The organism is Massilia scottii, assembly GCF_030846495.1.
Taxonomy (GTDB): domain Bacteria; phylum Pseudomonadota; class Gammaproteobacteria; order Burkholderiales; family Burkholderiaceae_D; genus Telluria_A; species Telluria_A violaceinigra.
The window spans coordinates 126,813-152,437 of sequence record NZ_JAVCWM010000005.1; the positions used below are offsets into that span (position 1 = coordinate 126,813).

The following is a 25,625-nucleotide window of genomic DNA, read 5'->3' on the forward strand; positions in this document are numbered from 1 at the left end:
CGACGACACACGTCGTCAGAGCCGGGAAACGATCTTTGGCAGAGCAACCGCGGCAGGGGATGGAAGTTGAAGAAAGACTAGATCAACAAACAGACAATACTGACAGTCAAATTGCGAAGTGGAAATATATCTAATCGATAAGTAATCCGCAAGATGCAACTCGGTATTTTTGGCAAATCGACCAAAGATGTTGCACGAATAACACATTCGATGCTTCATGGCGGCGCCGCCTGAGTCGCAAGGTGCGGCCGCCATACTGCCACTCATCGCTTCATGCTGGCCTTCACCTCGAACGAAATTGTTTCCAACCGTTCGCGCTTTTTCTTGATTTGATGGGTCAAATGCACCTTGTCGAGGGCTTCCTGCTCATCGAGCGCATCAATAAAGGCCAACAGGCTGACCTGATCGCGCGCTTCGCCGCGCAGGACGATGCGCCGGCCGGCTTTATCGGGTAACAGCTCCAGCAATTCCACATCGTCACTGCCAGCCTCTTCTACCGCAGCGAACACGAACTGCCACGAAAACTCGCGTTCGGCCTTCAAGGCCGCCCAGCGTTTCTGCTCTTCCTGGGCAGTTTTACTCTTCTTCGGTACCGGCCGGTGGATTTGGGCAGCCCCGAGCCGGTCACCGAGCACTTCCATCTGCCGTGCCTGCTCGGACAACTCCTGGCACTGAAGCATCAGATAAGCCGTCAGTAAGACGATACCCGCGGCGAAACCGAGCAGCCGCCACGAGAGGCGGACTGCGGGAAATAAATAGTGTGTCATCGAATTCATCAATCAACCCCATGTATGGCGCGGCACCGGATGAACCACGGCCGCAGGCAAACAAGTCGCAATGTAGTCCGGGACGGCGACCGGTACAGACATGCTGACCGGCCAATCCCACACCGTCCTGATGTCCGGATGATGGATGCCGATACGGCGCAACAGGCGCGCACCGGACAGTTCGGCATTGCCCACCAGCGCTTCGGCGTCAATGCCGCGCAAACCGGTCTTGTCGTAGACCAGCGCGCTGGCCCGCTCCGCCTCGCGCAGCAGAATCACTGCCTGACCGCTTGACGGAAAGCGGCACTGGCGCGAATACGCCAGTGCCGACAACGGCAGCACCCGCGCCAGCCGCAGCCCGCGCGCGCCGAGCAGCGACACCAGCTTGTCGAGCCATTGACGCGGCAGTGCATACGCCAGCCCGGCGCCCCGAAATGTCAGAAACGCGGCATGCATCACCCATCGCTCATCCATATCGATCCCCTGCTGCTCGAAACAGATGCGCGCGTAGGCATTCACCTCATCTTGCGCAAGCAAGGCATCGCGCCACGGCAGCGTTGCGATCATGGCGACACTGTCGGACACAACGAGCGTGACATCGCCGCCTTTGGCCAGCATGGCAGTTTGCGCCAGCAACAGGCTGTCGAACGAAGCCAGCAACGCTTCCGGATCCTGCGCGTCCTGGCGTTCGTCGGCCACGGCATCGGCGTGCACGGCATCGCCGATCCAGCAATGACCTGGAAACAGGCCCGCGCTTAATTTTTTAGGCCACAAAGGTGACACGATTTACCTCCTGCAAAGTCGTATGCCCGTCCCTCACCAGCTCCAGGGCGACGTCACGCAGGAAACGCGTTCCTTCACGGCGTGCCTGTTCCTTCAGCGCCCGGATCGACGCCCGCGCGATAATCATTTCGCGGATTTCATCGGTCAACCTCAGCACCTCGGCAATCGCGCGGCGGCCCTTGAATCCGGTGTTGCGGCACTGAACGCAGCCGCGACCGGCATGAAAGCGGTAGTTCTGCGGGTCGCGTATGCCCGACTCGGATAGCAGCACCGGGGCGATCTCGACCGGTTCGTTACAGTGCACGCAATTCTGGCGCAGCAGCCGTTGCGCCACGACCCCGGTCAGCGACGAGACGAAGTTATAGGGATCGACACCCATGTGCATGAAGCGGCCGATCACGTCGAACGTATTGTTCGCGTGCACCGAGGTAAACACCATGTGCCCCGTCAGGGCCGATTGAACCGCAATCTGCGCCGTTTCCGGATCGCGAATTTCTCCGACCAGGATTTTGTCCGGATCGTGGCGCAAGATCGACCGCAGGCCGACGGCGAAGGTCAGTCCCTTTTTTTCATTGACGGGAATCTGCAACACACCGGGCAGTTGATACTCCACCGGATCTTCGATCGTGATGAACTTGTCTTCGCCATGGTTAATTTCGGTCAGCGCGGCATACAAGGTCGTCGTTTTCCCGCTGCCGGTGGGGCCGGTCACCAGCATCATGCCGTAGGGTTCCGATGCCAGCCGGCGCAGCAAATGAATGGTCTGGCTATCGAAGCCGAGCGAATCGAGGGTGAGGCGCTGCACGCTGTCGATCAGCGCTTTTTTATCCAGCACGCGCAATACGGCATCCTCGCCATGAATACTCGGCATGATCGAAACACGGATGTCGATGTCGCGCCCTTTGGCGGCGACCCGGAAGCGCCCATCCTGCGGAATGCGTTTCTCGCCAATGTCGAGTTCCGCCAGGACCTTGATGCGCGCAATGGCCTGCTCCGCGAGCACCGGATTGTTGACCGCGGCGATGTGATTGAGCACGCCGTCGATCCTGAATTTGATCACCAATCCCTGCGGCAGCGATTCCAGGTGAATATCGCTCGCTTCGTAGCGCAGCGCGTCGAACACGGTCGAGTTGATCAGCCGTACCGCCGGGCTCGCCTCGCCCTGGATGGAGGTCAGCGTCAGGTCGGCGCTGGCATCGCGCGCCAGCTCGCTGCCCTGGTCCAGGCCCACGGCATCGGCCACCGCACTGAAGCCCAGCTCGTGCGAGTCGAGCTGGGCCTGGACCAGCACGGGATCGGCCAGATAGATTTCGCGCAGCGGAAACCTGGCAAGCCATGTTCCGTTATGCGGATCAAGCGGCAAGCCCATCACTGCCACCAGGCGGCCTTGCCCGTCGTGGCCGAGCACCAGCAGGCGCTCCACCATGTCCGTGTACTGCACCAGCTTGAACGCCGGGACGATAGGCCAGCCGGCATCGAGATTGAGCGCAGGGTAGCCCGTGAGCTCCGCCGCCACGCGCATTGCCGCCTCACGGTCTGCGCCGTGGCGTTCACACAGAAGCGACAGCCAATCGGCGGGCGGCACGGCATCGCGCTGTGCGTCCAGAATATCTTGCAAGCTCAACATTGAGGGTAAAGGAGTAAGAAATACATTAAACGATATTCGCCAGGTCAAAAATGGGGCTGTAAAGCATCAGCACGATGCCGCCGATCACCAGGCCGATGGAAATCATCAGGACCGGCTCGATCAGGCGGCCGGCGGTGTCGATCCACATGGCGGTCTCCTGGTCGTAGAAGTCGGCGATGCGCTCCATCATCTCGTCCAGGTTGCCGGACGACTCGCCGGCCACCAGCAGGCGCTGCGACACTTCGGTACTGAGGCCGACATCGGCCATGACAAACGACATGGACTTGCCTTCGCTGACGCTCTTGGTCGCGGCGGCAAGGGCGGCGCGCATGGCGAGCGGCAGCGATGCTTCCGTCATCCGCATTGCGGCAATCACACTGACGCCGCTGCGCAACAACATGGCCAGGGTCCGGTACAGGCGCGCCAGCTGCAGGATGAAGATCCGTTCGCCAATCCACGGCGTTGCCAGCAAGCGGCGATACACCACATCGCGCACGCGGGGATGCATGATCAGGCCCAGCACGGTGGCGCCGGCGATCGCCACCGCCGACCACGCGAGCAAGGTATTGTTGCGCACGAACGCCCCCCATACCTCGACGAAGCCGCCCGAGCCGTCGCGCGGGCCGGCGTCGTCGTACACGGCGCTGAAACGCGGCAGCACGTATAACATCAGAAAGGCAATGACGACGAAGCCGACGCTGAGCAGGATCGCCGGATAGGTCGCGGCGGCGGTCAGCTTGGCGCGGATCTCGTCGACCTGGCGCTGGTACTGCATGAACCGCTTGATCGCCGCCCGTACGGTTCCCGTGGTCTCGCTGGCGCGCACCATGGCCACGTACAGTGTCGGAAAAACCGATGGCAGCACTGCCATGGCGTCGGATAACTGGTTACCCTGCTGCAAACCGGTCAGCAGCGTGTCGTAGACTGCCCGGTGCTTGCCGTGCCGGTCATTCTGGCCGAGCATTTCAATCGCATCGACGACGGTCTGCCCGGCATCGAGCAGCGAGTGCAACTGATGATTGAAGACGCTCAGATTGAACGGTTTCTGGCGCGCCGAGCCTGACCAGCCGGCGCGCACGGAGCGAATACCCAGCACCCGTCCGCCCGACGATTCGATGAACCGGCGCGCCTCTTCAACGCTGGCGGCGTCGACATCGACCAGCGCCACCGCCATGGCGGCATCCATTACTTTCGCCTGAAAACGCATATCGCCGCTGGAGAATCAGTTGCCGTAATTGGTGACGTCGGCGTCTTCATTGCTGCCGCCGGTCGCACCGTCATTGCCGTAGGACGCGAGGTCGAATTCGCGCTCATCGGCCCCTGGCGATGTGTAGATATAGGGCTTGCCCCACGGGTCCATCGGGATGCCTTTTTTCAGGTAAGGTCCGCGCCAGTTCGCCTCGCCCGCGGGCTGTGCCGACAGCGCCACCAAACCCTGGGCGGTGGTCGGATAGGTCCCTGTGTCGAGCCGGTACTGGTCGATCGCCTTGTCGAGCGCTTCGATTTGCGCGCGCGCCATTTGCGTTTTCGATTTGCCGATCTGGCCGAAATATTTCGGCGCCACGAATGCGGCAAGCAAGCCGATGATGACAATCACCACCAGCAGCTCGAGCAAAGTAAAGCCAGCGCTTGGTCGTTTCGATTTTTTTAACATGAATATTCCCTTTCAATTATTTCGGTGGTGTGTACTCGAAGGTCCATTGCCGGTATTGCGTGGCTTGCGTGAAATGCCCGAGCTCGACCGGAAACCCGCCGGTCTTGAACGGCTTCGATGGCGACAGCGAGTAGATTCCCTTGATCGCGCCGCTCTCGTCCCGCACCAGTCCCCACTCGGCGCTGCCGGTGATCGGATCCCTGAACCTCTTCCTCAGTGGGCGGCGCAACTGCGTTCCGCGCGCATCGAGCAGCAGGTCGTCTAGGCTGGACGGATACACCTTGGCCGTGCCCGGCGAACCGTCGTAATACGCCTTGATCGCTTTGCGATACGCCTGGCCGACGCTCAGCAATTCGGCCTCCTTGTCGCGCCGCGCCGCGGTCAGGCTGTTTTCCATCGCCCGCACTGAAATGATTGCCAGTACCGCCACGAGGAACATCACGATCGGATAGCTGAATCCTTGCTCATGCCGCATGCGCTACCAGTCCTTGAACCAGGTGCCGTCGCGCCCTTTATTCGGCGCGCCGCTGCGTACGTCGGCAATCATGCCCGTGCTTGTTTCTTCCGGCGCAACCGGCACCCAGCTGCGTGCGCTTTTCGTGTACGGATCGACAGGAATCGCGCGCAGGTATTTTTCTGTCACCAGTTCATCGAGCTTCGACGGATAGTGATTTTTATCGGCATAGAACTTGTCGATCGCGTCGCGCAGCAGGTACAGATCTTCGCGCAACACGTCTTCCCGGGCCCGGTCGACGCTGGCGAAATAGCGTGGCACCGCCAAGGTCAGGATCATGGCGACAATGGCCATCGTGACCAGCACTTCGATGAGGGTAAATCCTTTGGCGCGCATGTTCACCACTCCGCGTACGGCACGCCGTTCAGGCCGGTGAGAGCCGAGGTGGTGTAGACGTCGAACACATCGTCTCCCTCGCTCGGCCGGTCGGGCGGCGATGCGAAACTGCGCTTGCCCCAGGTATCGACCGCACTGACAGCGGCATCGGGGTAGAACGGATCGCGCGGTATGCGGCGCAGGAAATAGATCCGCCTCTTGCTCGGGAGTTCTTCCACGCCGACGGCGAGGTCATGCAAGGTAGCCGGATACCCGCTGGGTTCATTCAGCGTTGAAATACGGTTGGCCAGGCTGGCTTCTTTATAAGCGTCGATGGCTTGCCGGATTTCGCGCAGCGCGATGCGCAACTCGCGTTCCTTCTGCCGCTTCACCGTCGTTTGAACAACAGGAACGGCAACGCTGGCGAGCAGGCCAAGGATGGCGGCCGATGCCAGAATCTCGACAAAGCTGAACCCGCCGCGGCGCCTCAGCCCCGTCGCCAGCCTCATGGCGTCACCGTCAGTTTATGCACCACAGGCAGACCCGGCCGTCCGATCGCACGCTGGGCCCCCACCGGGGTCAGCGCAATCACGCTGAGATCGGCACCGCCCGGCGCCGGGATCAGCGGCTTGACAACCACGGTCAGAATGCGACCCGGACCCTTCGCACCGCTGCCGTCGACGCTGCTGGCGCCGACCGACACGCGGCCGCCCTGATTATCGACGCTTTGGCTGAACGCCCCTTGCGACAATTTGGTGAAATAGTCGCCCTCTTTGACGGACACGATCTGTAACTCAGCGGGATTGAAACCCAATTGCAGCGATGCCGCACGCAGCAGTTCAGGACTATCGATATTCAGTACCAGCGTCACCAGTTCACCAGCTCGCGCCGCGTTTGCCCCTTCCCACGCCAGCTTGGGCGCATCGGGCGCGCCATCCGGCACTACTGCCGCTGGTGCCGCCGCCGCCGCTGGCGCCATGAGAGGCGCGCCTGTCGGGCCGGCAGACTCGAACTGGCGCAATTGCAGGGGCTTATTGCGCAGCACCGCTTCGGTACCTGCCCAGAAGGTCTCGGCCGACGGACTCTTGCGCTGGAGGTTACGCACCAGACGCGGTGTGATCGACAGCACGATCTCGGTCTTCTTGCGGTTATCGCTTTGACTCGAGAACAAGCGCCCGAGTACCGGCAAGTCTCCCAGCAAAGGAATGCGGTTGGCCGCGGAACGATCTTCATCGCTGATCAAACCCGCCAGAATCTGGGTTTCACCATCTTTCAGCCGCAACGCGCTGCTGAAATTCCGGGTGCCGATCTGATACGCCTGCGAACCATTGTTTGTTTTAATCGACGACACCAGTGAACTGACTTCCAGACTCAGCTTCAGGCCGATTTCATCGCGCAGGTAGATCATCGGTTCCACTTCGAGTTTCAGGCCGACGTCCAGGTACTGGATATTTTCGGTGACAAACGTGCCGCTGCTGGTGGTGGTGACGACCGGCACTTTGTCTCCAATCATGATCTTGGCTTTTTCACGATCACGCACCCGGATGCGTGGATTGGCCAGCAAATTCGCATCGCCATCGATCTTTTGCAGATTGATCGTCGCGCTTGGCAGAGAAATACCAAGGCGCGTCGAATTGAGCGACTGTATGTCGCTCAACTTGAAGTTCGGAGAGTTCGCGCTCCCGTTCGTGTTGCTCGAACCTGAGCCTGAACTCAGCGGTGCGATGGTCAGCTGGTCGCTGATCTGGATGCCGAGGTTCAGCAAGCGGGAACGGTTAATCTCGAGAACTTCAACCTCGAGCATCACTTCCCCCTCCTCCATATCGTGCAGGGAAATCAAGCGCTCGGCCAGCGCGATCGTCTCCGGATTTTCACGCAGGATCAGCATGTTGTACTTGTCGTCGACGAACACGTCCTTCAATTTGAGGACCGTTTTCAGCATGTTCGCCGCGTTCTTTGCCTCGACGTTGGCCAGATAAAAAACGCGCACGATCAGGTCTTGATACTCGCGCACCTTGGCCGGCGTACTCGGATAGATCAGCACACTGCTCGCGTTGAGAACTTTCTTGTCCAGCTGGCCGGTCGCGAGGATAACGTCAATCGCGTCGTCCAGCGTCGTTTGCTTGAGAAACACCGTGGTGCGCTGGTCGATCTTCACGTCACGGTCGAAAATGAAATTGATTCCGGTTGTGCGGGACAATGCGTCAAACACGATCTTGATGCTGGCGTCGCGAAATTCGAGATTGATCGGTTTTTTGTAGATCGCTCCCAGACTTGGCGCGATCAGCATATTTTGGGCTTCCGCAGCATCCAGCTCGCGCTTGAGCGCGCGCGCATCACCGCTATTGGGCGCATTCTTCAGGGCGCGCGTTGCAAAGTCCACCGCTTCCGCAGTCTCGCCGCGTTTTATCGCGTCACGCGCCTTGGCGATGTCGGCATTCGCCTCAGCCATCCGCAGCATGCCATCGAGTCCCGCTCGCGCACGGTCGTTGTCGCGGTCAAACTGCAAAATTGTGCGGTAAGCACGTTCGGCGTCGGCGGCCTTGCCTTGCGTGGCATCGTTTGCAGCCGAAGCGAGCAGCTTGGCCGTTGCCAGCTCGCGTACGCGCAGCCAATCCTTGCGATAAGCCAGGTCGTCGGGTTTGAGCTCGGTTGCCTTGGCCAATTTGCCAACCGCTTCCACGTACTCCTGCCGCTCCATCGCCTGCATGCCCTCACGATGGCTGATTTGCGCGGTGCAGCCGGAAAAAAGCAGTACCACCAGGGAGGCAGTGAATGCAAGGAGAGTGCGCGAACGTAGGTAGGGATGCAACATGGCGTCAATTATTCGGTGTCGGGAAAACGAGAACCTGCTTTTGGCCGGTCGGTAAATGTTCAAATTCGATTTGCACTGCGCTGATATCAATTACCTTGTAGGTACCCTCCAGGGTGACGCCGGGGCGCGCGAGCAAGGCCTGCTCTCCTTTGGATAAATAGATGATCTGGTCCCCGTTATCGCTCATTTTCCCCACAAACTGAAACGGCAAGGCCGGGGGACCAGCCGGCGCGGCTGGCTCGGACGAGGTCACCACGGTCGCCACTTCCTGGGACGCGACGGGCGTTGTTGGCGCTGGCGGCGCCATGATCCAATTGCGCGGAGCGAATGGATCGCTTCCCAGAGGAGCCCATTCATGGACTGCCCTGTCAATCGGTGCAAGCGCCACGCGGATAGGCGCCTTTTTCACCCGGGCGCGCGATATCGGCGCCTCCTCCTGCTCGACCGGGTAAAAAATAGCGATCACGGTGGCGCATAAGGCGCACAAGAGCATCAGCCACCTCAGACGTGCCGGCTTATCCACGCAAGTCCTTCTGGAAGAAACCCGACAACACCAGATCGCAGCTGAGTTCGACTACTGCGATATCGCTGCGTCGGCACCGGATCGAATCCATCGTGAAATGGGGAACGTCGTGATGAAGCTGCTCGACCAGGCTGCGCACTTGCGGATAAGTCGATACCACCGTCAGGGTAAAACGGTAGCGAAGATAAGGCTGGCTATTATTTTCCTCAAGCACGTAGCTCACTTCATTGAGGATGAGGCCGGATGCCACCGCAAGTTCGCTAAACTTCGCTATCGCTGCGGAACTTTGAAAGGAAGGAAGGTCGAGCGGCGCCAAACTATCGACGACGTCATCGCGTTTAACCTGATCCGTTACGACGTGCGCGCGCAATCCCGCCACTCGCTCCTGGGCAACGCGTACACGCTGCCATTGCGCCAGCAAGACGACACCAGACCCAATCAGAAGGAGCACGAATGCCGCGAGCAAGGCGACCGTGCGGGGACGCTGCCTTATCAAGAGCGACAAATGGAAACGGCAAAATAAAAGGCAGGTGGATAGCATGTGAGAAATCGGCGCGTGAGCGTTTCCAATACCGCGTCACGAAACGAGCCGTCTTGCACGCCACACCGCAGATTATTAATTCAGCAACATTATAGATGGAAAATAATATTTTCAGAAAGAAATTTGAGTGTAAGTAACAAATGATGCTTAATTGCGACAAATGGTTTGACCGCTCGAGTATCCATCCATGGAGAGCCGGCATCCCGCAATCTGCCCTGCGCTCGTGGAGACGCAAACACTCGCGGCACGAATAACGACGCCTGAAGAAGGTGCAAGTGACTCCGGACGAATTTGGACGCCCGGCAGTGAAGGAGACGAAAAAAAGCTCCCGTTGGGGAGCTTTTCATATTACTGGCGGAAAGGGTGAGATTCGAACTCACGGTACACCATAGATGTACACTGGATTTCGAGTCCAGCGCATTCGACCACTCTGCCACCTTTCCTGGTCTTGCTTCAAAAAAAATCCCCAAATATCGGGGATTTTTTCTTTATTCATGGCGGAGAGGGTGGGATTCGAACCCACGGATGGGTCGCCCCATCGCTTGATTTCGAGTCAAGTACATTCGACCACTCTGCCACCTCTCCTTTCTCACATTCCTGCGAGAAGGCAAGATTATAGCACCCCGAAAAAAAAAGGCAAAGACTATTTTCAGGGCGTCAAATGGGTCAGCCCGCCCATGTACGGACGCAGCACGTCTGGAATGACCACGCTGCCGTCGGCCTGCTGATAGTTCTCCAGCACCGCCACCAAGGTGCGCCCCACCGCCAGGCCCGAACCGTTGAGCGTGTGCAGCAGTTCCGGCTTGCCGGCCGCGTTGCGGAAGCGCGCCTGCATGCGGCGCGCCTGGAACGCCTCGCAGTTCGACAGCGACGAAATCTCGCGGTACGTGTTCTGCGCCGGCAGCCACACTTCCAGGTCGTACGTCTTGGTCGCGCCAAAACCCATGTCGCCGGTGCACAGCGACATCACGCGGTACGGCAAGCCAAGCCCCTTCAGGATGGCTTCGGCGTGGCCGACCATTTCTTCCAGCACGTCGTACGAGGTGTCCGGATGCACCACCTGAACCATTTCGACCTTGTCGAACTGGTGCTGGCGGATCATGCCGCGCGTGTCGCGCCCGTAGCTGCCCGCTTCCGAACGGAAGCATGGCGTGTGCGCCGTCATCTTGATCGGCAACTGGTCGAGCGCCACGATCTCGTCGCGCACGATGTTGGTCAGCGAGACTTCCGAGGTCGGAATCAGGTAGAAGGTTTCGCCCTCGCCTTCCGCGCCGCCCTTTTTCACCGAAAACAGATCGGCTTCAAACTTGGGCAGCTGGCCGGTGCCGCGCAGCGAATCGGCGTTGACCATGTACGGCGTGTAGCATTCCGTGTACCCGTGCTCGCCCGTATGCGTGTTGAGCATGTACTGGGCCAGGGCGCGGTGCAGGCGCGCGATGCCGCCCTTCATCACCGAGAAGCGCGAGCCGGTCAGCTTGGTGGCGACGTCAAAGTCCAGCCCCAGCGCACTGCCCACGTCGACGTGGTCGCGCACCTCGAAGTCGAACGCCGGCGGCGTGCCCACCTTGCGCACTTCGACATTGCCGCTTTCATCCGTCCCAACCGGCACCGACGCGTGCGGCAGGTTCGGCACCGCTTCCATGAACGCGGCCAGTTTCGCCTGCACGTCGGCCAGCGACGTTTCGTTGGCCTTGAGCTCGTCGCCCAGGCCGGCGACGTCCGCCATCACGGCCGACGTATCTTCGCCCTTGCCCTTGAGCATGCCGATCTGCTTCGACAGCGAGTTGCGCTTGCTTTGCAGGTCTTCGGTACGCGTTTGAATCGCCTTGCGTTCGGCTTCGAGGGCGTTAAAGGCGGCCACGTCAAGCTGGAACTTGCGCGTCGCGAGGCGGGCCGCGACGTTGTCGATATCTTTACGGAGAAGTTGAATGTCTATCATTGTCGGTAGTGCCGCTATGTGGAAGGACAGGAAGGATCCGTTGCCGAATCGCTTTTCCCTGAGAACCGTGCGGGCGGATGCCGCCGCGCACGAATCAAGCAAAATAAAAGCTTCGATACGAAGCCGGTGTCACAACGCGCTGACCAAGGCGATGCACTTGACGAGGCAGCCAGGCGGCAAGCCCAAGCCTGCACAACGCGCACTGGCCCTGTTGTTCAATGAGCAGTTTAACCGATTCCCTGCACATTGGCACCTTGTCGGGCCTGCATCGCGCCTGCGCTGCGGCGGACAAACGGCATTAGCGTCCGGAGATCATGCTGGTCAGCTTGCGCTGTGCCTGCGCGACCTCGGCATTCTTGGCGCCAAGCTCTTTCATGAGCACATTCGCGTCGTCGAGAACTTTCTGATCGTCGATCTGGGCGGTGATTCCGGAGAACTTGACTTGATCCTTGTGGGCAGCGAGAAAATCGGCCATCTTTTCGGCGCTGGTCAGCATGCCCTCCATCACCACGAGAAATTCCTTGAAGCTATTTCCCGGATCGCTGACCGTACGGGCATACGCCTTGTCGTAAACCGGTTTCAGGTCCTCTGGTTGCTTGAGCGCGGCACGCTTGGTGCCAGCGGCCGCCTGTTCGGCGTCGATCACCGCGCGCAATTGCGCACTGGTCTTATGCAAGGCGACCACGTCGGCCCGGCGCTCCATCAGATCGGCCATGGTGTTCGGCATGTTCTTGCCCATCATATCGCGCAAGGGCTGCTGGACCTTCGCATCCATCGACTTGTTGTAGTCGGTGATCACGGCAAAATGCTTGCTGTAATCGCCGAACGATTTTTCTTCTTCTGGGGTCAGCCTGGGCACATGGACCCCGGGTTTGTCGACGATGCGCGTTTGCAGAAACGCGATGAACGCCGCGCGCTCCTTCGGTTCGGCACTGCAGCCGGCGATGCCGAGGGCAAGAACGCCGCCCAAGGCCCACATCAGGGCGCGTTGTGAAAAGCTCATGACTGTTTGCATTAATGACTCCTCTATGATCAGCGCTTGATCATAGTGCAAACATGCAAAAATGGCAGCAACAAACTATGCTTTTTCTGCCAGAAGCGTGCTTTGTAGCAACTAGCAGGCACGCTGCGGTGCGGGGTGGCCCGCCCGGACTTACTGTTGTGCGGCTTTTTCGGCGGCGGTGAGGCGCTTGGCGCTGACCACGACGACGGTCACATTGCTGTCGGCGGCGGCGGCGGCACGGGCCGGCGCGGCACTTGCGCGCAGCGGTACGTCGGCGGTGGCGTAGGCGGCAAAGGTGACCATGACGGTGGCGGCGAGGAAAACGGCTTCGAGGTTTTTGCGGACTTTCATGATCTTCTCCAGTGGGTGAGGCGGGTTGGTATGGTGTTACTTTACCCATTCGCCCCCTGCCCTTCCACCGGCTTGCGATGAAGCGCCGGAAAGCCGGGACAGGACGCACCAGATCGCGACGGCCTGTTATCCGCATGCAGGCGCGCCCGCCGTTGCAGGCGAACCCACCACAGCGGCGGCTTTCCCGCACCGCCGATGGCCGCCGCTACCCGCCCTGGCGGCGCCGCCAGCACGAACGCCGCGCGCGCTGTTCAGTTGCCGGCGTCCTCGTCGAGCCCGCGCAGCCAGGCCAGCTTCTCGGCGATCTTGGCTTCGATCCCGCGCGGCACCGGCTCGTACCAGCGCGGCTCGACCATGCCGTCCGGCAGATAGGTTTCGCCGGCCGCATAGGCGTTCGGCTCGTCATGCGCGTAGCGGTACTCGTGGCCGTAGCCGAGTTCCTTCATCAGCTTGGTCGGGGCGTTACGCAGGTGCACCGGCACTTCGCGCGACTTGTCCTTCTTGACGAACGCCACGGCGCGGTTGTACGCGTTGTAGCCGGCATTGCTCTTGGCCGCGATGGCCAGGTAGATGACCGCCTGCCCCAGCGCCAGTTCGCCTTCGGGCGAGCCGAGCCGTTCGTAGGTGGCGGCGGCATCGTTGGCGATCTGGATCGCGCGCGGATCGGCAATGCCGATATCTTCCCACGCCATGCGCACGATGCGGCGCAGCAGGTATTGCGGATCGGCGCCGCCGTCGAGCATGCGGCACAGCCAGTACAGCGCCGCGTCCGGGTGCGAGCCGCGTACCGATTTATGCAGCGCCGAAATCTGGTCATAGAAATTGTCGCCGCCCTTGTCGAAGCGGCGCGAATTGAGGGTCAGCGCATTGTCGACGAATTCGCCGGTGATGTGCGTGAGGCCCGACGTTTCGGCCGAGGTCTTGGTCTGTTCGAGCAGGTTGAGGAAGCGGCGCGCATCGCCATCGGCATAACCGATCAGCGTGGCGATGGCGACCTCGTCGAACGTCAGGTGACCCAGCACCTTCTCCTGGGCGCGCTTGAGCAGCTGCAGCAGCTCGGCGTCGGTCAGCGCCTTGAGCACATACACCTGCGAGCGCGACAGCAGCGCAGAATTGACCTCGAACGAGGGGTTTTCAGTGGTCGCGCCGATCAGCGTCACCAGGCCCGACTCGACGAACGGCAGCAAGGCATCCTGCTGCGACTTGTTAAAGCGGTGAATCTCGTCGATGAACAGGATCGTGTGCTTGCCCGTTGCCAGGTGATGCTCGGCCTGTTCGATGGCGGCGCGAATATCCTTCACGCCCGACAGCACGGCCGACAAGGCGATGAACTCGCAGCCGAAGGCATTCGCCGTCAGGCGCGCCAGGGTCGTCTTGCCGACGCCGGGCGGGCCCCACAGGATCATCGAATGCGGTTTGCCCGACTTGAATACCAGGCGCAGCGGCTTGCCCTCGCCCAGCAAATGGCTCTGGCCGATGACCTCGTCAATCGTTGCCGGACGCAGCGCTTCGGCGAGGGGCGCGGCAGGTTCGGTCTTGAACAAATCGTCCATGCGAAGTCTTCATTGATAGGAAGCGCGTAGTCTAGCGCATGGCGCGAATCGGCGTTCAAGATAAGACCCGCGCAGCGCGCAACAGTTCCCGTCCAAGGCGAAATTACTTCGCAACGCTTCATGCAACTTCTCAAGCAGCGCCGACGCCATGCACGGAGCCTGCGTTGGCCCGCACGCCGCTCTTGCGCAGCAAGATGGCTATCGCTGGCGGAAACACCAGCCAGAAGCCCGAGTCCGGCATCAGCACCACACCCAGCACAGCCATCCCGATCAAGCCCCATCCGATCGGCTTGGGCAGCGCGACACCGGCTTTCTCGAGCGCATGCACCGGGACCGCGAACAAGGCCAGCAGTATGCCGAACAGGAAGAACCAGGTGGTCGCGCCCTCGGTCATGCTCTTGGCTGAATTAAACAAGCCCTTGTCCAGCATCGACAGCATGATCGGCCCCATGACAACGAAAGCAAACACGGTGTGAAGAAATGCAACCCCTAGCAACCAACGGCTGATCCAATGTTTCATGAAGCCCTCCCGATGACGCGGCCCCGGCGGGACCGACGCACGATCATATACCCGGGCAATCAATATTGCCAGATATGCATGTTCGATTTATTCGATGGCCAATGGCGCTGTCAGCAGCACGCGCCCATACACCGCATCGGTCTTCGGTCCGGGAGCGTTGGCGGCGACGAAACGGCAGGTTTGCACGTATTGCCTGATGTGCTCGGCCAGTGCCGTGTCGGTGACGCGCCCTTCGAGGCGGATGTTAAACGGTTCGCCCCGGCCATTGGTGAGGAAGCGCACCAGCACGCCGTCGCTGGCGGTCGGCGTCCTGTCGAGCGGCACGAAGCCGCTGAACAGCGGGGATGCCGCACAGCTGTCAGGATGGAGTTGCGGACGCGCCGACGGTCCGCCGGCCGTTGCCCACACGTAGTCGACCGACCGCACCGTGCTCTCGCGCGGCCGGGCGGCATCGGCCTTCAGCTTGCATGCCTGCAAACTGCGCGCCGCGGCGGCATCGAGGATCGGCCAGCCGCTGCTCTTGCGCACCTTCACATCGGCGATGCGCCACTCCCTGATCCGGTAGTCGAGCACGGTCGTGCCCTCCAGATCGTAGCGTTTGGCCTCGGGAGGCCAGTCGGGCCGGGTGCAGGCCGAGGGCAGCCGGTCGGCCGCGGCAGACGGCACCCTGGTCTGCGCCAGGGCGGGAGCCAAGGCTAGAGCCAAGGCTACAGCCAAGGCTACAGCCATCGTGGTGCCAGTAAAAAACGTTACAGCCAGTGCGGTACCGATTGTTCGACGATTCACGTGTGCTCCACGAGGAAGAGGGATCAGTTATTGACGACGTCGGCGCCTTTCGGGATGACGAATTTGAACTGGGTCGCCGTCAATGGCGGGTTTTTCTCGAACTTCTTGAACGCGAGCACCGAAGTCTGGCCGAAGGCATCGCGCAGCTCCATCGCTTCCGGCGTGCCATTGCGCAGGCCGATGCTGATCTGCTCGAACTGCGAATCCTTGCCCTTGGGCACGGCGTTGAGCCACTCCAGGCCGTCGCGCATGCCCGCTTCGCTCAGGGTGAAATTCTTTTCCAGGTCGTTGCTGCCGAACAAGATGGCGGCCGGCGAGGAACCGAGCGCGTCGCCCAGCTTCCTGGTGGTGACCTGGTTCAGGTCCTTGTCGTAGATATACAGCTGCTCGCCGTCGGCCTGCAGCAGTTGCTCGTAGGGCTTCACGTAGGTCCAGATGAACTTGCCCGGACGGGCGAACACGAAGGTGCCCGACGATGGCGCCGCCACCTTGCCCGCATCGGCCTTCTTGACTTGGCGCTGGGTGAACTCGCCGCGCGCGGCCTTGGTGCCGGAGACGAAGGTTTTGAATTGATCGAGGGCGGTGGCGTGGGCCATGCCGGCGCAGGCCAGGCTCAGTGCCAGCACGGCGCTTGTTTTAGTCAGTAGAAATCGCATGTATATCCTTTATGTGGGCCGCGTGGGCAATGTGATGCCCGGGAACCGGTCCATCCTGTAACGGATGAGCGGGGAACCCGGTGCACACGCGGCGGTTTATTCTGCGCTGGCAGCCGGCACCAGGATGTCGCGGTTGCCGTTCGATTGCATCGGCGACACAACTCCGCTGTTTTCCATCTGTTCCAGCAGGCGCGCCGCGCGGTTGTAGCCGATGCGCAAGTGACGCTGCACCAGCGAGATCGATGCGCGCCGGTTCTTGAGCACCACCTGTACCGCCTGGTCGTACATCGGATCGGCTTCGCCGCCGGCCTCGCCCGCCGCGCCACCCTCCGCGCCGCCGCCCTCGCCTTCGAGCGTGCCGCCTTCGAGGATGCCTTCAATATAGTTCGGCTCGCCCGACAGCTTGAGGTGGGCCACCACCCGGTGTACTTCCTCGTCGGAAACAAACGCACCGTGCACCCGCACCGGCAAACCGGTACCGGGCGGCATGTACAGCATGTCGCCCATGCCCAGCAGCGCTTCCGCGCCCATCTGGTCGAGAATGGTGCGCGAGTCGATCTTGGAGGACACCTGGAACGCAATCCGGGTCGGAATATTCGCCTTGATCAGGCCGGTAATGACATCGACCGACGGCCGCTGCGTCGCCAGGATCAGGTGCAAGCCCGCCGCGCGCGCCTTTTGCGCGATACGGGCGATCAATTCCTCGACCTTTTTGCCGACGACCATCATCAGGTCGGCCAGCTCATCAATGATGATGACGATGGTCGGCAGTTTTTCCAGCGGCTCGGGCGAGTCCGGGGTGATGCTGAACGGATTCGGAATATGCTCTTCGCGCTTGGCCGCCTCGGCAATTTTGGCGTTGTAGCCGGCCAGGTTACGCACCCCGAGTTTACTCATCAGCTTGTAGCGGCGCTCCATCTCGTTGACCGCCCAGTTCAGCGCGTGCCCCGCCTGGCGCATGTCGGTCACGACCGGCGCCAGCAAGTGGGGAATGCCTTCGTACACCGACATTTCCAGCATCTTCGGATCGATCAGGATCATGCGCACATCGGCCGGATCGGACTTGTAGAGCAGCGACAGGATGGTCGCGTTGATGCCCACCGATTTACCCGAACCGGTGGTACCGGCCACCAGCAAGTGCGGCATCTTGGCCAGGTCGGCGATAACGGCCTTGCCGGCGATATCCTTGCCCAGCGCCACGGTCAGCTGCGAGGCGCTGTCGTTGTAGATCTTGGAACCGACGATTTCGGTCAGGCGCACGATCTGGCGCTTAGGATTAGGCAACTCCAGCGCCATGAAATTCTTGCCGGGAATAGTTTCCACCACCCGGATCGAGGTCAGCGACAGCGAACGCGCCAGGTCGCGCGCCAGGCCGACAATCTGGCTGCCCTTGACGCCCGTGGCCGGTTCGATTTCGTAGCGCGTCACCACCGGACCCGGATACGCCGCCACCACCTTGGCATCGACCCCGAAGTCCGACAGTTTCTTTTCGATCAGGCGGCTGGTGAATTCCAGCGTTTCCACCGACACCGTCTCCTGCACCTCGGGCGCGTCGTCCAGCAGGGACAGCGGCGGCAGCGACGAGTCGCCCGGCAGGTCGCGGAACAGCGGCGCCTGCTTTTCCTTCTGCACGCGCTCGGACTTGACCACCTCCATCACCTGCGGCTCGATCTTGACCGGCGGCGACGCCACATGCTTTTCCACATGCTTGGCGCGCTCGTGCACCACCACTTCATCGCGCTTGACGGCCGCCACTTCGCCCTGCTTGCGGTCCTCGCGGTCCTGGTAGCGCAGGCGCAACCAGTCGATGGCGTTTTCGATGGCGCCGCCGATGCGCTCGGCCACGCCCAGCCACGACACATGGAAGAACAGGCTGAAACCGAGTCCGAACAGCAGCAACAGCAGCAAGGTGGCGCCGGTGAACCCGAACGCCGAATGGGCCGCATGGCCGATCAGCTGGCCCAGCACCCCGCCCGGCGCGCGCGGCAACTGCACCGAGAGCGACCACATGCGCAAATATTCCAGGCCCAGGCTGCCGACGAACAGCACCGCAAAGCCGAGCCAGCGGATGGCCGCTTCCTGCTGGTGCTCGGGATCTTCTTCCGTTTCCAGTACAAACTTTTGATTGAGCGAGCGATAGCCCTTCCACAGCATGCGCAGGAAACAGACGCACCACCACCAGGCCGAAAAGCCGAAGATAAACAGCAGCAAGTCGGCCAGGTAAGCGCCCGCGCGCCCGCCCAGGTTGCTCACCTGCGATACCTGCACCTCGTGCGACCAGCCGGGATCGCCCTTGTTGTAGCTGAGCAAGATCATCACGAAATACAGGAACATCACGCCCAGCGCGATCCAGCGCGCCTCGGACAGCAGGCGCACCACGCGGTTCGGCAGCGGTTGCCGCATGACGGGCTTTCGGGTGTAACTGGCGTTGGATGGTTGGCTTGTCTTTGTCATTCTTGTTGCTTGCAGTGCTGCCGTGTGTTTACCGATGTTGGCGATGCGCTCATTCTAAGCCATCCGGCGTGCATCGGCCCCATGATTCATGCTAGGCCGCATCATGGACTATAATCGAGGGTGCGCAATTGAATTTCCGCGCTCTTGATCTGCCCCCAATCGACCCCAGTTTCTCTTCATACACATTTCGATTAAAGCCCGCCCCATGACCACTACCAAACACGCCAAAGTTCTGATTCTCGGCTCCGGCCCAGCCGGCTACAGCGCGGCCGTTTACGCTGCGCGCGCCAACCTGCAGCCGATGCTCGTCACCGGCGTGGAGCAAGGCGGCCAGCTGATGACCACGACCGACGTCGAAAACTGGCCGGGCGACCCGATGGGCGTGCAAGGCCCGGACCTCATGCAGCGCCTGCTGGAACACGCCAAGCGTTTCAACACCGAGATCGTGTTCGACCACATTCACACGACAAAGCTCAATGAAAAACCGATGCGTTTGATCGGCGACAGCCATGAGTACACCTGCGACGCCCTGATCATCGCCACCGGCGCCTCGGCCATGTACCTGGGCCTGCCGTCCGAAACGGCGTTCATGGGCCGCGGCGTATCGGCCTGCGCCACCTGCGACGGTTTCTTCTACCGCAACCAGGAAGTTGCGGTCGTCGGCGGCGGCAACACGGCGGTCGAAGAAGCGCTGTACCTGTCGAACATCGCCAACAAGGTCACGATCATCCACCGCCGCGACAAATTCCGCGCCGAACCGATCCTGATCGACCGCCTGAATGCCAAGGCGGCTGAAGGCAAGATTGTCATCAAGTACAACCACACCCTGGAAGAAGTGGTCGGCAACGACAGCGGCGTGACCGGCGTGCACATCAAGTCCACTGTCGACGGCGCCATCACGCCGATTTCCGTGCACGGCCTGTTCGTGGCGATCGGCCACAAGCCGAACACCAGCATCTTCGAAGGCCAGCTCGACATGCACAACGGCTACATCAAGACCCGCACCGGCCTCGAAGGCATGGCCACCGCGACCAACATCCCGGGCGTGTTCGCCGCCGGCGACGTGCAGGATCACATCTACCGCCAGGCCATCACCAGCTCCGGCACCGGTTGCATGGCGGCGCTCGATGCCCAGCGCTACCTGGAAAGCCTGAACGACTAACAGTAAAGCGATGCCGATGAAAGACTTTTCCGATCTGAAATCCCTGCGCGAACAGCTCAAGGGCCAGGACGAAGCGCGCGCGCGCGACAAAGCCGAGCGCGAAGAACGTGAACGGGTGGCCGCGCAAGAGGCCAACCTGTTCAAGAGCGCCATCGGCGGCGTGCGCAAGATGCCCGAATCGAACCGCTTCGTGCCCAACGCCCCGCCCGGCATCAACGTCAAGATCAAGCCGGCCAAGGTATTTCGCAACCAGGCCGAGGACGACGCGGCGGTGCTGCGCGAGTCGCTCTCGGACCAGTTCGAGGTCGATCACCTGCTCGAGGACGACCCCAGCCTGAGTTTTTCGCGCGCCGGGATCGGCACGGACGTGGTACGCAAGCTGCGCAAGGGCCACTGGCCGGTCCAGGACGAGCTCGACCTGCACGGCTTGCGCCGCGATGGCGCGCGCGATGCCATCGGCGAATTCCTGCACAATGCCGGCAAGCGCAAGCTGCGCTGCGTGTGCGTGATCCACGGCAAGGGCCTCGGATCGGCCGGCGGCGAGCCGGTGCTGCGCTCGATGGTGCACAGCTGGCTCGAACAGAAGGAGGAAGTGATTGCCTTCTGCGCCGCCAATGTGGACGGGCGCAGCCATGGCGCCCTGATCGTCCTGCTCAAATCGGCCATCGGCACCTGAAACACGCGCCCGGTATTTCCCCGGGCGCACTCCTTACACTGTCCATCATGCCAAGCGCATGTTAGGCTAGCAATATTCGCCACAGTACAGTGCACCGCATGACCCTCATTACGCTCATCGAAATCATGGCGATCCTGGTTGGCGCCTTTTCCGGCTTCATCGAAGCGCGCCGCAAGCGCATGGATCTGGTCGGCGTCTTCACGGTGGCCTTCATTACCGCGTTCGGCGGCGGTACCCTGCGCGACATCCTGCTCGACCGCCGTCCGCTGTTCTGGGTCACGCACCAGGAATACGCCATTCTCATCTTCGTGCTGGCCCTGATGGCCGCGCCGCTGATCCGCACCCTGCGCCAGATCGTGTCGGAACGCCTGATCGTGGTGGCCGACGCGGTGGGCTTGGGATTGTTCTCGATTGCCGGCGTGGCCTCGGCGCTGGAAGCGCACATGCCGATTTTCATCGCCTCGATGATGGGGGTGATCACGGGGATCTTTGGCGGGGTACTGCGCGACATCGTCTGCAACGAAGTGCCGATGGTCTTCCGCGACGGCAAGCCCTACGCGATCTGCGCGTTCATCGGCAGCTGGATGTTTCTGCTGATGAAGAAATTCGGCGCCGATCCCGACCTGGCGCTGTGGTCGAGCGCCACGGTCATCAGCGGCCTGCGCCTGCTCACGTGGAAATTCGACATGCGCATGGGCCGCTCATAAAGTTTCTTAACCGGGGTCAGACCTCCGAATCGAAATCTTTTTGTTTCGATTCGGAGGTCTGACCCCGGTTAGGAAATTAATTGCTGGGCGGACTTAAACTGCTTCCGGGCCCGTTTCGCCGGTGCGGATACGGATCACCTGCTCCACATCCTGCACGAAAATCTTGCCGTCGCCGATCTTGCCGGTGCGGGCGGCCTTGATGATGGCGTCCACCACCTGGTCCGCCATGCTGTCGTCCACCACCACTTCAATCTTGACCTTCGGCAGGAAATCGACCACGTACTCGGCGCCGCGGTACAGCTCGGTATGGCCCTTCTGGCGGCCGAAACCCTTGACCTCGGTGACCGTCAGCCCCGTCACATTGACGTCGGCCAGCGCTTCGCGCACTTCGTCCAGCTTGAACGGTTTGATGACACAGGTAATTTGTTTCATGGCTACTCCTAAATAGTTGCTCGTCACGCGATGGAATTGCTGTTGCCGCTATTCTAAACGAACGCCAGTGCTATTTCCCGGCTTGATCCGGAATCCTGTCCAGATCGGCCTGCCACACGACCGCCTCGGCGTCGCTCGGCGCGCGCCAGTCGCCGCGCGGCGAGAGCGATCCGCCATTGCCGACCTTCGGCCCGTTCGGCACGCACGAGCGCTTGAACTGGCTGATCTTGAAGAAGCGATACACGAACGTGGCCAGGTGTTTCTTGATATCGGCCAGCGCATACTGGTTGCGGCTGGCGTGCAAGGCGTCCGGCCACGCGCCCTGCTCGCGGTCCTTCCACGCCGACCACGCCAGGAACGCCACCTTCGACGGCGCAAAGCCATAGCGCAGGATGTAGTACAGGTTGAAATCCTGCAGCTCGTACGGCCCGATCGAACTTTCCGTGCTCTGCGCCGGCTTGTCTTCCCCGGCCTTGCCCGGCACCAGCTCGGGGCTGATGTCGGTCGCCAGCACCTGCAGCAGCACGTCCGAGCCGCCCGTGCCGATCACGCCCGACTCGGCCACCCAGCGCACCAGGTGGCTGATCAGGGTCTTGGGCACGCTGGCGTTGACGTTGTAGTGCGACATATGGTCGCCCACGCCGTACGTGCACCAGCCCAGCGCCAGCTCGCTCAGGTCGCCCGTGCCGATCACGATCCCGTTGTGGAAGTTCGCCAGCCGGAACAGATGGCTGGTGCGCTCGCCCGCCTGCACGTTCTCGAACGTGATGTCGTAGGTTTCCTGCCCTTGCGCGTATGGATGGCCCAGGTCCTTGAGCATCTGGATGCAGCTCGGACGAATGTCGATTTCGTGCGCCTCGCAGCCCACCGCTTCCATCAGCGCGCGCGCCTGGCGCAAGGTGCGCTCGCTGGTCGCAAAGCCCGGCATGGTGTACGCCAGGATATTCGTGCGCGGCAGCTTCAGGCGGTCCATCGCCTTGGCGCACACCAGCAGAGCGTGGGTCGAATCGAGCCCGCCCGACACGCCAATGATCACCTTCTGCATGCCGCTTTGCGACAGCCGCTGCACCAGCGCCTGCACCTGGATGTGAACCACCTCGGTGCAGCGCTCGTCGCGCCGCTGCGGGTCCGACGGCACGTACGGAAAGCGCTCGACCGCGCGCGCCAAGGCCAGCGTCCTGCCGCCGCCCGGCGCGCCCGGCAAGGCGAAGCGCAGCACGCGGAAGGCCGCCACCTGCTGCGCATGGTGCCGCACCTGCTGCGCGAACGTGGTCGTGTGCATGCGCTCGCGCGACAGGCGTTCCAGGTCGACGTCGCCGTAAATGATGTGCGAGTCGTCCTGGAAGCGCTCGGCCTCGGCCAGCAGGTCGCCTTTTTCGTAGATCAGGGTCTGGCCATCCCACGCCATGTCGGTCGACGATTCGCCGCGCCCGGCCGAGGTGTACAGATACGCCGCCAGGCAGCGCGCCGACTGCTGCGACACCAGCTGGTGCCGGTAGCCGCTCTTGCCCACCAAAACGTTCGACGCCGACAGGTTGACCAGCACCGTGGCCCCGGCCAGCGCCGCAAACGACGACGGCGGAATCGGCACCCACACATCCTCGCAGATCTCCACATGAAAGCGCAGCAGCGCCACGCCCTCGGCCTCGAACAGCAGGCCGGCGCCGAACGGCACGCTTTGCCCGAGCAGGTCGATCTGGCTGCATGGCGCGCTGTCGGCGGCGCTGAACTGGCGCGCTTCGTAAAATTCGCCGTAGTTCGGCAGGTAGCTTTTCGGGACCGCGCCGAGGATTTTCCCGCCGGCGACGACCACCCCGCAGTTGAACAGCTGATGCCCGACCCGCAGCGGCAGGCCGACCACCAGCGCCAGCGGCAGCTGCGCGGTCGCGTCCATCACCGTGCGCAAGCCCGCTTCGCAGGCGTCCAGCAGCGCGGCCTGGTGAAACAGGTCGTCGCAGCTGTAGGCCGACAGTCCCAGCTCGGGAAAGGCCACCAGCGCCGCGCCCTGCTTTGCCGCCGCTTCGGCCAGCGCGATGGTCTGGGCCGCGTTGAAGACGGGATCGGCGATCTTGCAGCGTGGCGTAGCCACCGCGACCCGGGCGAAACCGTGCGAATAGAGGTTAAAGAAGTCGTTCTGCATGCAGTGTCTTTCGTAGGGTGGCGGCGCGCGCGGCGCGGCGTCCGGCCGCCTTGCGCCTCCTGACGCTAATGTGCGTAGAATGCAATGGACCGGCCTGCATCACAGCCAGCGTCGCCCGCCAAAATAATGGAATAGCCGATTCGACAAGAATGAATTATCGCACGCAAATCGTATCCTCTCTGAGCGAGATCGGACAAGCCGCCTGGGACGCCCTGGCATCCTCCCAGGCCGACACCAATCCCTTCCTCTCCTTCGCTTTTCTCGACGCCCTGCACGAGTCGGGCAGCGCCTGCCTTGATACCGGCTGGCAGCCGCAATTCCTGGCCCTGTACGACGGCGCCGAACTGGCCGCCGCCATGCCGCTGTACGTCAAGATGCACTCGTACGGCGAGTACGTGTTCGACTGGGCCTGGGCCGACGCCTACCAGCGCAACGGCGTCGATTACTATCCCAAGCTGCTCTCGGCGATTCCCTTCACGCCGGTGACCGGGCCGCGCCTGCTGGCACGCGACGCCGCCGCCCGCGCCGCGCTCCTGGCCGCGCTGGTGTCGACCCAGAAGGCGTCCGACGTCTCCTCGACCCACATCCTGTACCCGCCCGAAGACCAGGTAAAGCAGCTGGAGGAGGCCGGCTTCATGCTGCGCAGCGGCGTGCAGTTCCACTGGCTGAACGCCGGCTACCGCGATTTCGACGAGTTCCTCGCCACGCTGGAGCAAAAAAAGCGCAAGAACATCCGCGCCGAGCGGCGCAAGGTGCGCGAGGCCGGCGTGATGCTGCGCCGCGTGCGCGGGGCCGAAGCGACGGACGCCGACTGGCGCCTGTTCAACCGCTGCTACCAGCGCACCTACGCGGCGCACCGTTCCTCGCCCTACCTGAACCTGGATTTTTTCCAGCGCATCGGGCGCACCATGCCCGACAATATCCTGCTGGTGATCGCCGAGCGCGAGGGCGAGCCGATCGCCGCCTCGCTGGTGATCCACAGCGCCGACACCCTGTTCGGGCGCTACTGGGGCGAACTCGAACACGTGCCCTGCCTGCACTTCGAGACGGCCTACTACCAGCCGCTCGAATTTTGCATCGAGCACAAGATCGCCGTGTTCGAGGGCGGCGCCCAGGGTGAACACAAGATGGCGCGCGGCTTCCTGCCGACCCGCACCTGGTCGGCGCACTGGCTGGCCCACCCGGCGTTTTCGGACGCCATCGAGCGCTTCCTGGAGCGTGAAAGCGGCGGCATCGACGACTACATCGATGAACTGAACGAGCGCAATCCTTTCAAGGAACCCGCATGATTTCGCATGTCTTCATCGGCGTGACCGACTTCGCGCCCGCCTTCGGTTTCTACGCGGCGCTGATGCCCGAACTGGGCCTGGCGCTCAAGTTCAGCGATCCGGCCAGGCCGTGGGCCGGCTGGATGAAGCCAGGCAGCCCGCGCCCTCTGTTCCTGATCGGCCATCCCTTCGCCGGCCGGCACGCCGCCGGCAACGGCCAGATGACCGCCCTGCTGGCGCCTTCGCGCGCCGCGGTCGAGCGCGCCCACGCCAGCGCCCTCGCCCACGGCGCCACCTGCGAAGGCGCGCCCGGTCTGCGGCCCGAGTATCACGCCAGTTACTACGGCGCCTACTTCCGCGATCTGGACGGCAACAAGCTGTGCGTCTGCTGCCACGAGTAAGCGGCACCGGCACCCGGCTGCAACCTTGAATGTGCCGG

26 protein-coding genes and 2 tRNA genes are annotated in these 25,625 nt (G+C 62.0%); 5 read left to right on the forward strand and 23 right to left on the reverse strand.

From position 1 onward, the window contains the following. Positions 1-263 precede the first annotated feature (263 nt). The 21 genes from RBA41_RS08270 to RBA41_RS08370 form a co-directional block, all read right to left on the reverse strand. Positions 264-776 carry a hypothetical protein gene (locus RBA41_RS08270; RefSeq protein WP_306622946.1) on the reverse strand — a complete coding sequence of 171 codons (513 nt, stop codon included), beginning with the start codon at positions 774-776 and terminating at the stop codon, positions 264-266. Between the two features lie 3 nt (positions 777-779). Then, on the reverse strand, positions 780-1,550 hold the full coding sequence (locus RBA41_RS08275; RefSeq protein ID WP_306622948.1) for a hypothetical protein: 771 nt from the start codon (positions 1,548-1,550) through the stop codon (positions 780-782). Continuing rightward, entirely contained in the window at positions 1,531-3,072 is a 1,542-nt protein-coding gene (locus RBA41_RS08280; RefSeq protein WP_306622950.1) for a GspE/PulE family protein, read from the reverse strand. The genes RBA41_RS08275 and RBA41_RS08280 overlap by 20 nt, the downstream gene beginning before the upstream one ends. A gap of 130 nt (positions 3,073-3,202) precedes the next feature. Continuing rightward, on the reverse strand, positions 3,203-4,363 hold the full coding sequence (locus tag RBA41_RS08285) for a type II secretion system F family protein (protein ID WP_306622952.1): 1,161 nt from the start codon (positions 4,361-4,363) through the stop codon (positions 3,203-3,205). Between the two features lie 36 nt (positions 4,364-4,399). Further along, complete coding sequence (gspG, locus tag RBA41_RS08290; protein ID WP_306622954.1) at positions 4,400-4,831, reverse strand: type II secretion system major pseudopilin GspG; 432 nt, start codon at positions 4,829-4,831, stop codon at positions 4,400-4,402. Between the two features lie 16 nt (positions 4,832-4,847). Continuing rightward, positions 4,848-5,306 carry a type II secretion system protein gene (locus RBA41_RS08295; protein WP_306622956.1) on the reverse strand — a complete coding sequence of 153 codons (459 nt, stop codon included), beginning with the start codon at positions 5,304-5,306 and terminating at the stop codon, positions 4,848-4,850. 3 nt (positions 5,307-5,309) lie between these two features. Beyond that, positions 5,310-5,681, reverse strand: a complete 372-nt coding sequence (locus tag RBA41_RS08300; RefSeq protein WP_306622958.1) for a type II secretion system protein — start codon at positions 5,679-5,681, stop codon at positions 5,310-5,312. A 2-nt stretch (positions 5,682-5,683) separates the two neighbouring features. Continuing rightward, the gene (locus RBA41_RS08305; RefSeq protein WP_306622960.1) at positions 5,684-6,169 is read right to left on the reverse strand and encodes a type II secretion system protein; all 486 of its coding nucleotides are present in this window, start codon (positions 6,167-6,169) and stop codon (positions 5,684-5,686) included. Continuing rightward, a complete protein-coding gene (locus RBA41_RS08310) occupies positions 6,166-8,475 on the reverse strand; it encodes a secretin GspD/PilQ domain-containing protein (protein WP_306622962.1) in 2,310 nt (769 codons plus the stop codon). The genes RBA41_RS08305 and RBA41_RS08310 overlap by 4 nt, the downstream gene beginning before the upstream one ends. A 4-nt stretch (positions 8,476-8,479) precedes the next feature. Further along, positions 8,480-8,998: a hypothetical protein gene (locus RBA41_RS08315; protein ID WP_306622963.1), complete on the reverse strand. Its 519-nt coding sequence runs from the start codon at positions 8,996-8,998 to the stop codon at positions 8,480-8,482. Next, positions 8,991-9,539: a hypothetical protein gene (locus RBA41_RS08320; protein ID WP_306622964.1), complete on the reverse strand. Its 549-nt coding sequence runs from the start codon at positions 9,537-9,539 to the stop codon at positions 8,991-8,993. The genes RBA41_RS08315 and RBA41_RS08320 overlap by 8 nt, the downstream gene beginning before the upstream one ends. Positions 9,540-9,891: 352 nt before the next feature. After that, positions 9,892-9,982: transfer RNA gene (locus RBA41_RS08325), tRNA-Ser, on the reverse strand. Positions 9,983-10,034: 52 nt separating this feature from the next. Then, a tRNA-Ser gene (locus RBA41_RS08330) sits at positions 10,035-10,124 on the reverse strand. Between the two features lie 64 nt (positions 10,125-10,188). Continuing rightward, the gene (gene serS, locus RBA41_RS08335; RefSeq protein WP_306622966.1) at positions 10,189-11,478 is read right to left on the reverse strand and encodes a serine--tRNA ligase; all 1,290 of its coding nucleotides are present in this window, start codon (positions 11,476-11,478) and stop codon (positions 10,189-10,191) included. Positions 11,479-11,776: 298 nt separating this feature from the next. Next, positions 11,777-12,481, reverse strand: coding sequence for a DUF3053 family protein (locus tag RBA41_RS08340; RefSeq protein WP_306622968.1), 705 nt, complete (start codon positions 12,479-12,481; stop codon positions 11,777-11,779). A 150-nt stretch (positions 12,482-12,631) separates the two neighbouring features. Then, positions 12,632-12,832, reverse strand: coding sequence for a hypothetical protein (locus RBA41_RS08345; RefSeq protein WP_306622970.1), 201 nt, complete (start codon positions 12,830-12,832; stop codon positions 12,632-12,634). A gap of 251 nt (positions 12,833-13,083) precedes the next feature. After that, the gene (locus RBA41_RS08350; RefSeq protein ID WP_306622972.1) at positions 13,084-14,385 is read right to left on the reverse strand and encodes a replication-associated recombination protein A; all 1,302 of its coding nucleotides are present in this window, start codon (positions 14,383-14,385) and stop codon (positions 13,084-13,086) included. A 130-nt stretch (positions 14,386-14,515) separates the two neighbouring features. Beyond that, the gene (locus tag RBA41_RS08355) at positions 14,516-14,905 is read right to left on the reverse strand and encodes a DUF6463 family protein (RefSeq protein ID WP_306622974.1); all 390 of its coding nucleotides are present in this window, start codon (positions 14,903-14,905) and stop codon (positions 14,516-14,518) included. Between the two features lie 87 nt (positions 14,906-14,992). Then, the gene (locus tag RBA41_RS08360; RefSeq protein WP_306622976.1) at positions 14,993-15,610 is read right to left on the reverse strand and encodes an energy transducer TonB; all 618 of its coding nucleotides are present in this window, start codon (positions 15,608-15,610) and stop codon (positions 14,993-14,995) included. A gap of 104 nt (positions 15,611-15,714) precedes the next feature. Then, positions 15,715-16,347 carry an outer membrane lipoprotein chaperone LolA gene (lolA, locus tag RBA41_RS08365; protein ID WP_306622978.1) on the reverse strand — a complete coding sequence of 211 codons (633 nt, stop codon included), beginning with the start codon at positions 16,345-16,347 and terminating at the stop codon, positions 15,715-15,717. Between the two features lie 96 nt (positions 16,348-16,443). Beyond that, a complete protein-coding gene (locus RBA41_RS08370; RefSeq protein ID WP_306622980.1) occupies positions 16,444-18,801 on the reverse strand; it encodes a DNA translocase FtsK in 2,358 nt (785 codons plus the stop codon). 205 nt (positions 18,802-19,006) lie between these two features. Between RBA41_RS08370 and trxB the strand changes: the two genes are divergently transcribed. The 3 genes from trxB to RBA41_RS08385 all read left to right on the forward strand — a co-directional run bounded on the left by trxB (position 19,007) and on the right by RBA41_RS08385 (position 21,346). After that, the gene (gene trxB / locus RBA41_RS08375) at positions 19,007-19,963 is read left to right on the forward strand and encodes a thioredoxin-disulfide reductase (RefSeq protein ID WP_099880771.1); all 957 of its coding nucleotides are present in this window, start codon (positions 19,007-19,009) and stop codon (positions 19,961-19,963) included. A 10-nt stretch (positions 19,964-19,973) separates the two neighbouring features. Further along, positions 19,974-20,639, forward strand: coding sequence for a Smr/MutS family protein (locus RBA41_RS08380; RefSeq protein ID WP_306622984.1), 666 nt, complete (start codon positions 19,974-19,976; stop codon positions 20,637-20,639). A gap of 98 nt (positions 20,640-20,737) precedes the next feature. After that, the gene (locus RBA41_RS08385; RefSeq protein WP_099880775.1) at positions 20,738-21,346 is read left to right on the forward strand and encodes a trimeric intracellular cation channel family protein; all 609 of its coding nucleotides are present in this window, start codon (positions 20,738-20,740) and stop codon (positions 21,344-21,346) included. 93 nt (positions 21,347-21,439) lie between these two features. Here the strand turns inward: RBA41_RS08385 and RBA41_RS08390 are convergent, their stop codons facing one another. Continuing rightward, on the reverse strand, positions 21,440-21,778 hold the full coding sequence (locus RBA41_RS08390) for a P-II family nitrogen regulator (RefSeq protein ID WP_054263304.1): 339 nt from the start codon (positions 21,776-21,778) through the stop codon (positions 21,440-21,442). A 70-nt stretch (positions 21,779-21,848) separates the two neighbouring features. After that, on the reverse strand, positions 21,849-23,918 hold the full coding sequence (locus RBA41_RS08395; protein ID WP_306622989.1) for an NAD(+) synthase: 2,070 nt from the start codon (positions 23,916-23,918) through the stop codon (positions 21,849-21,851). 149 nt (positions 23,919-24,067) lie between these two features. Here RBA41_RS08395 and RBA41_RS08400 point away from each other — a divergent pair, with 149 nt between their 5' ends. Together RBA41_RS08400 and RBA41_RS08405 are read left to right on the forward strand one after the other, a co-directional pair. Further along, positions 24,068-25,207: a GNAT family N-acetyltransferase gene (locus RBA41_RS08400; protein WP_306622991.1), complete on the forward strand. Its 1,140-nt coding sequence runs from the start codon at positions 24,068-24,070 to the stop codon at positions 25,205-25,207. After that, positions 25,204-25,587, forward strand: a complete 384-nt coding sequence (locus RBA41_RS08405; protein ID WP_306622993.1) for a VOC family protein — start codon at positions 25,204-25,206, stop codon at positions 25,585-25,587. The genes RBA41_RS08400 and RBA41_RS08405 overlap by 4 nt, the downstream gene beginning before the upstream one ends. Positions 25,588-25,625: the final 38 nt, after the last annotated feature.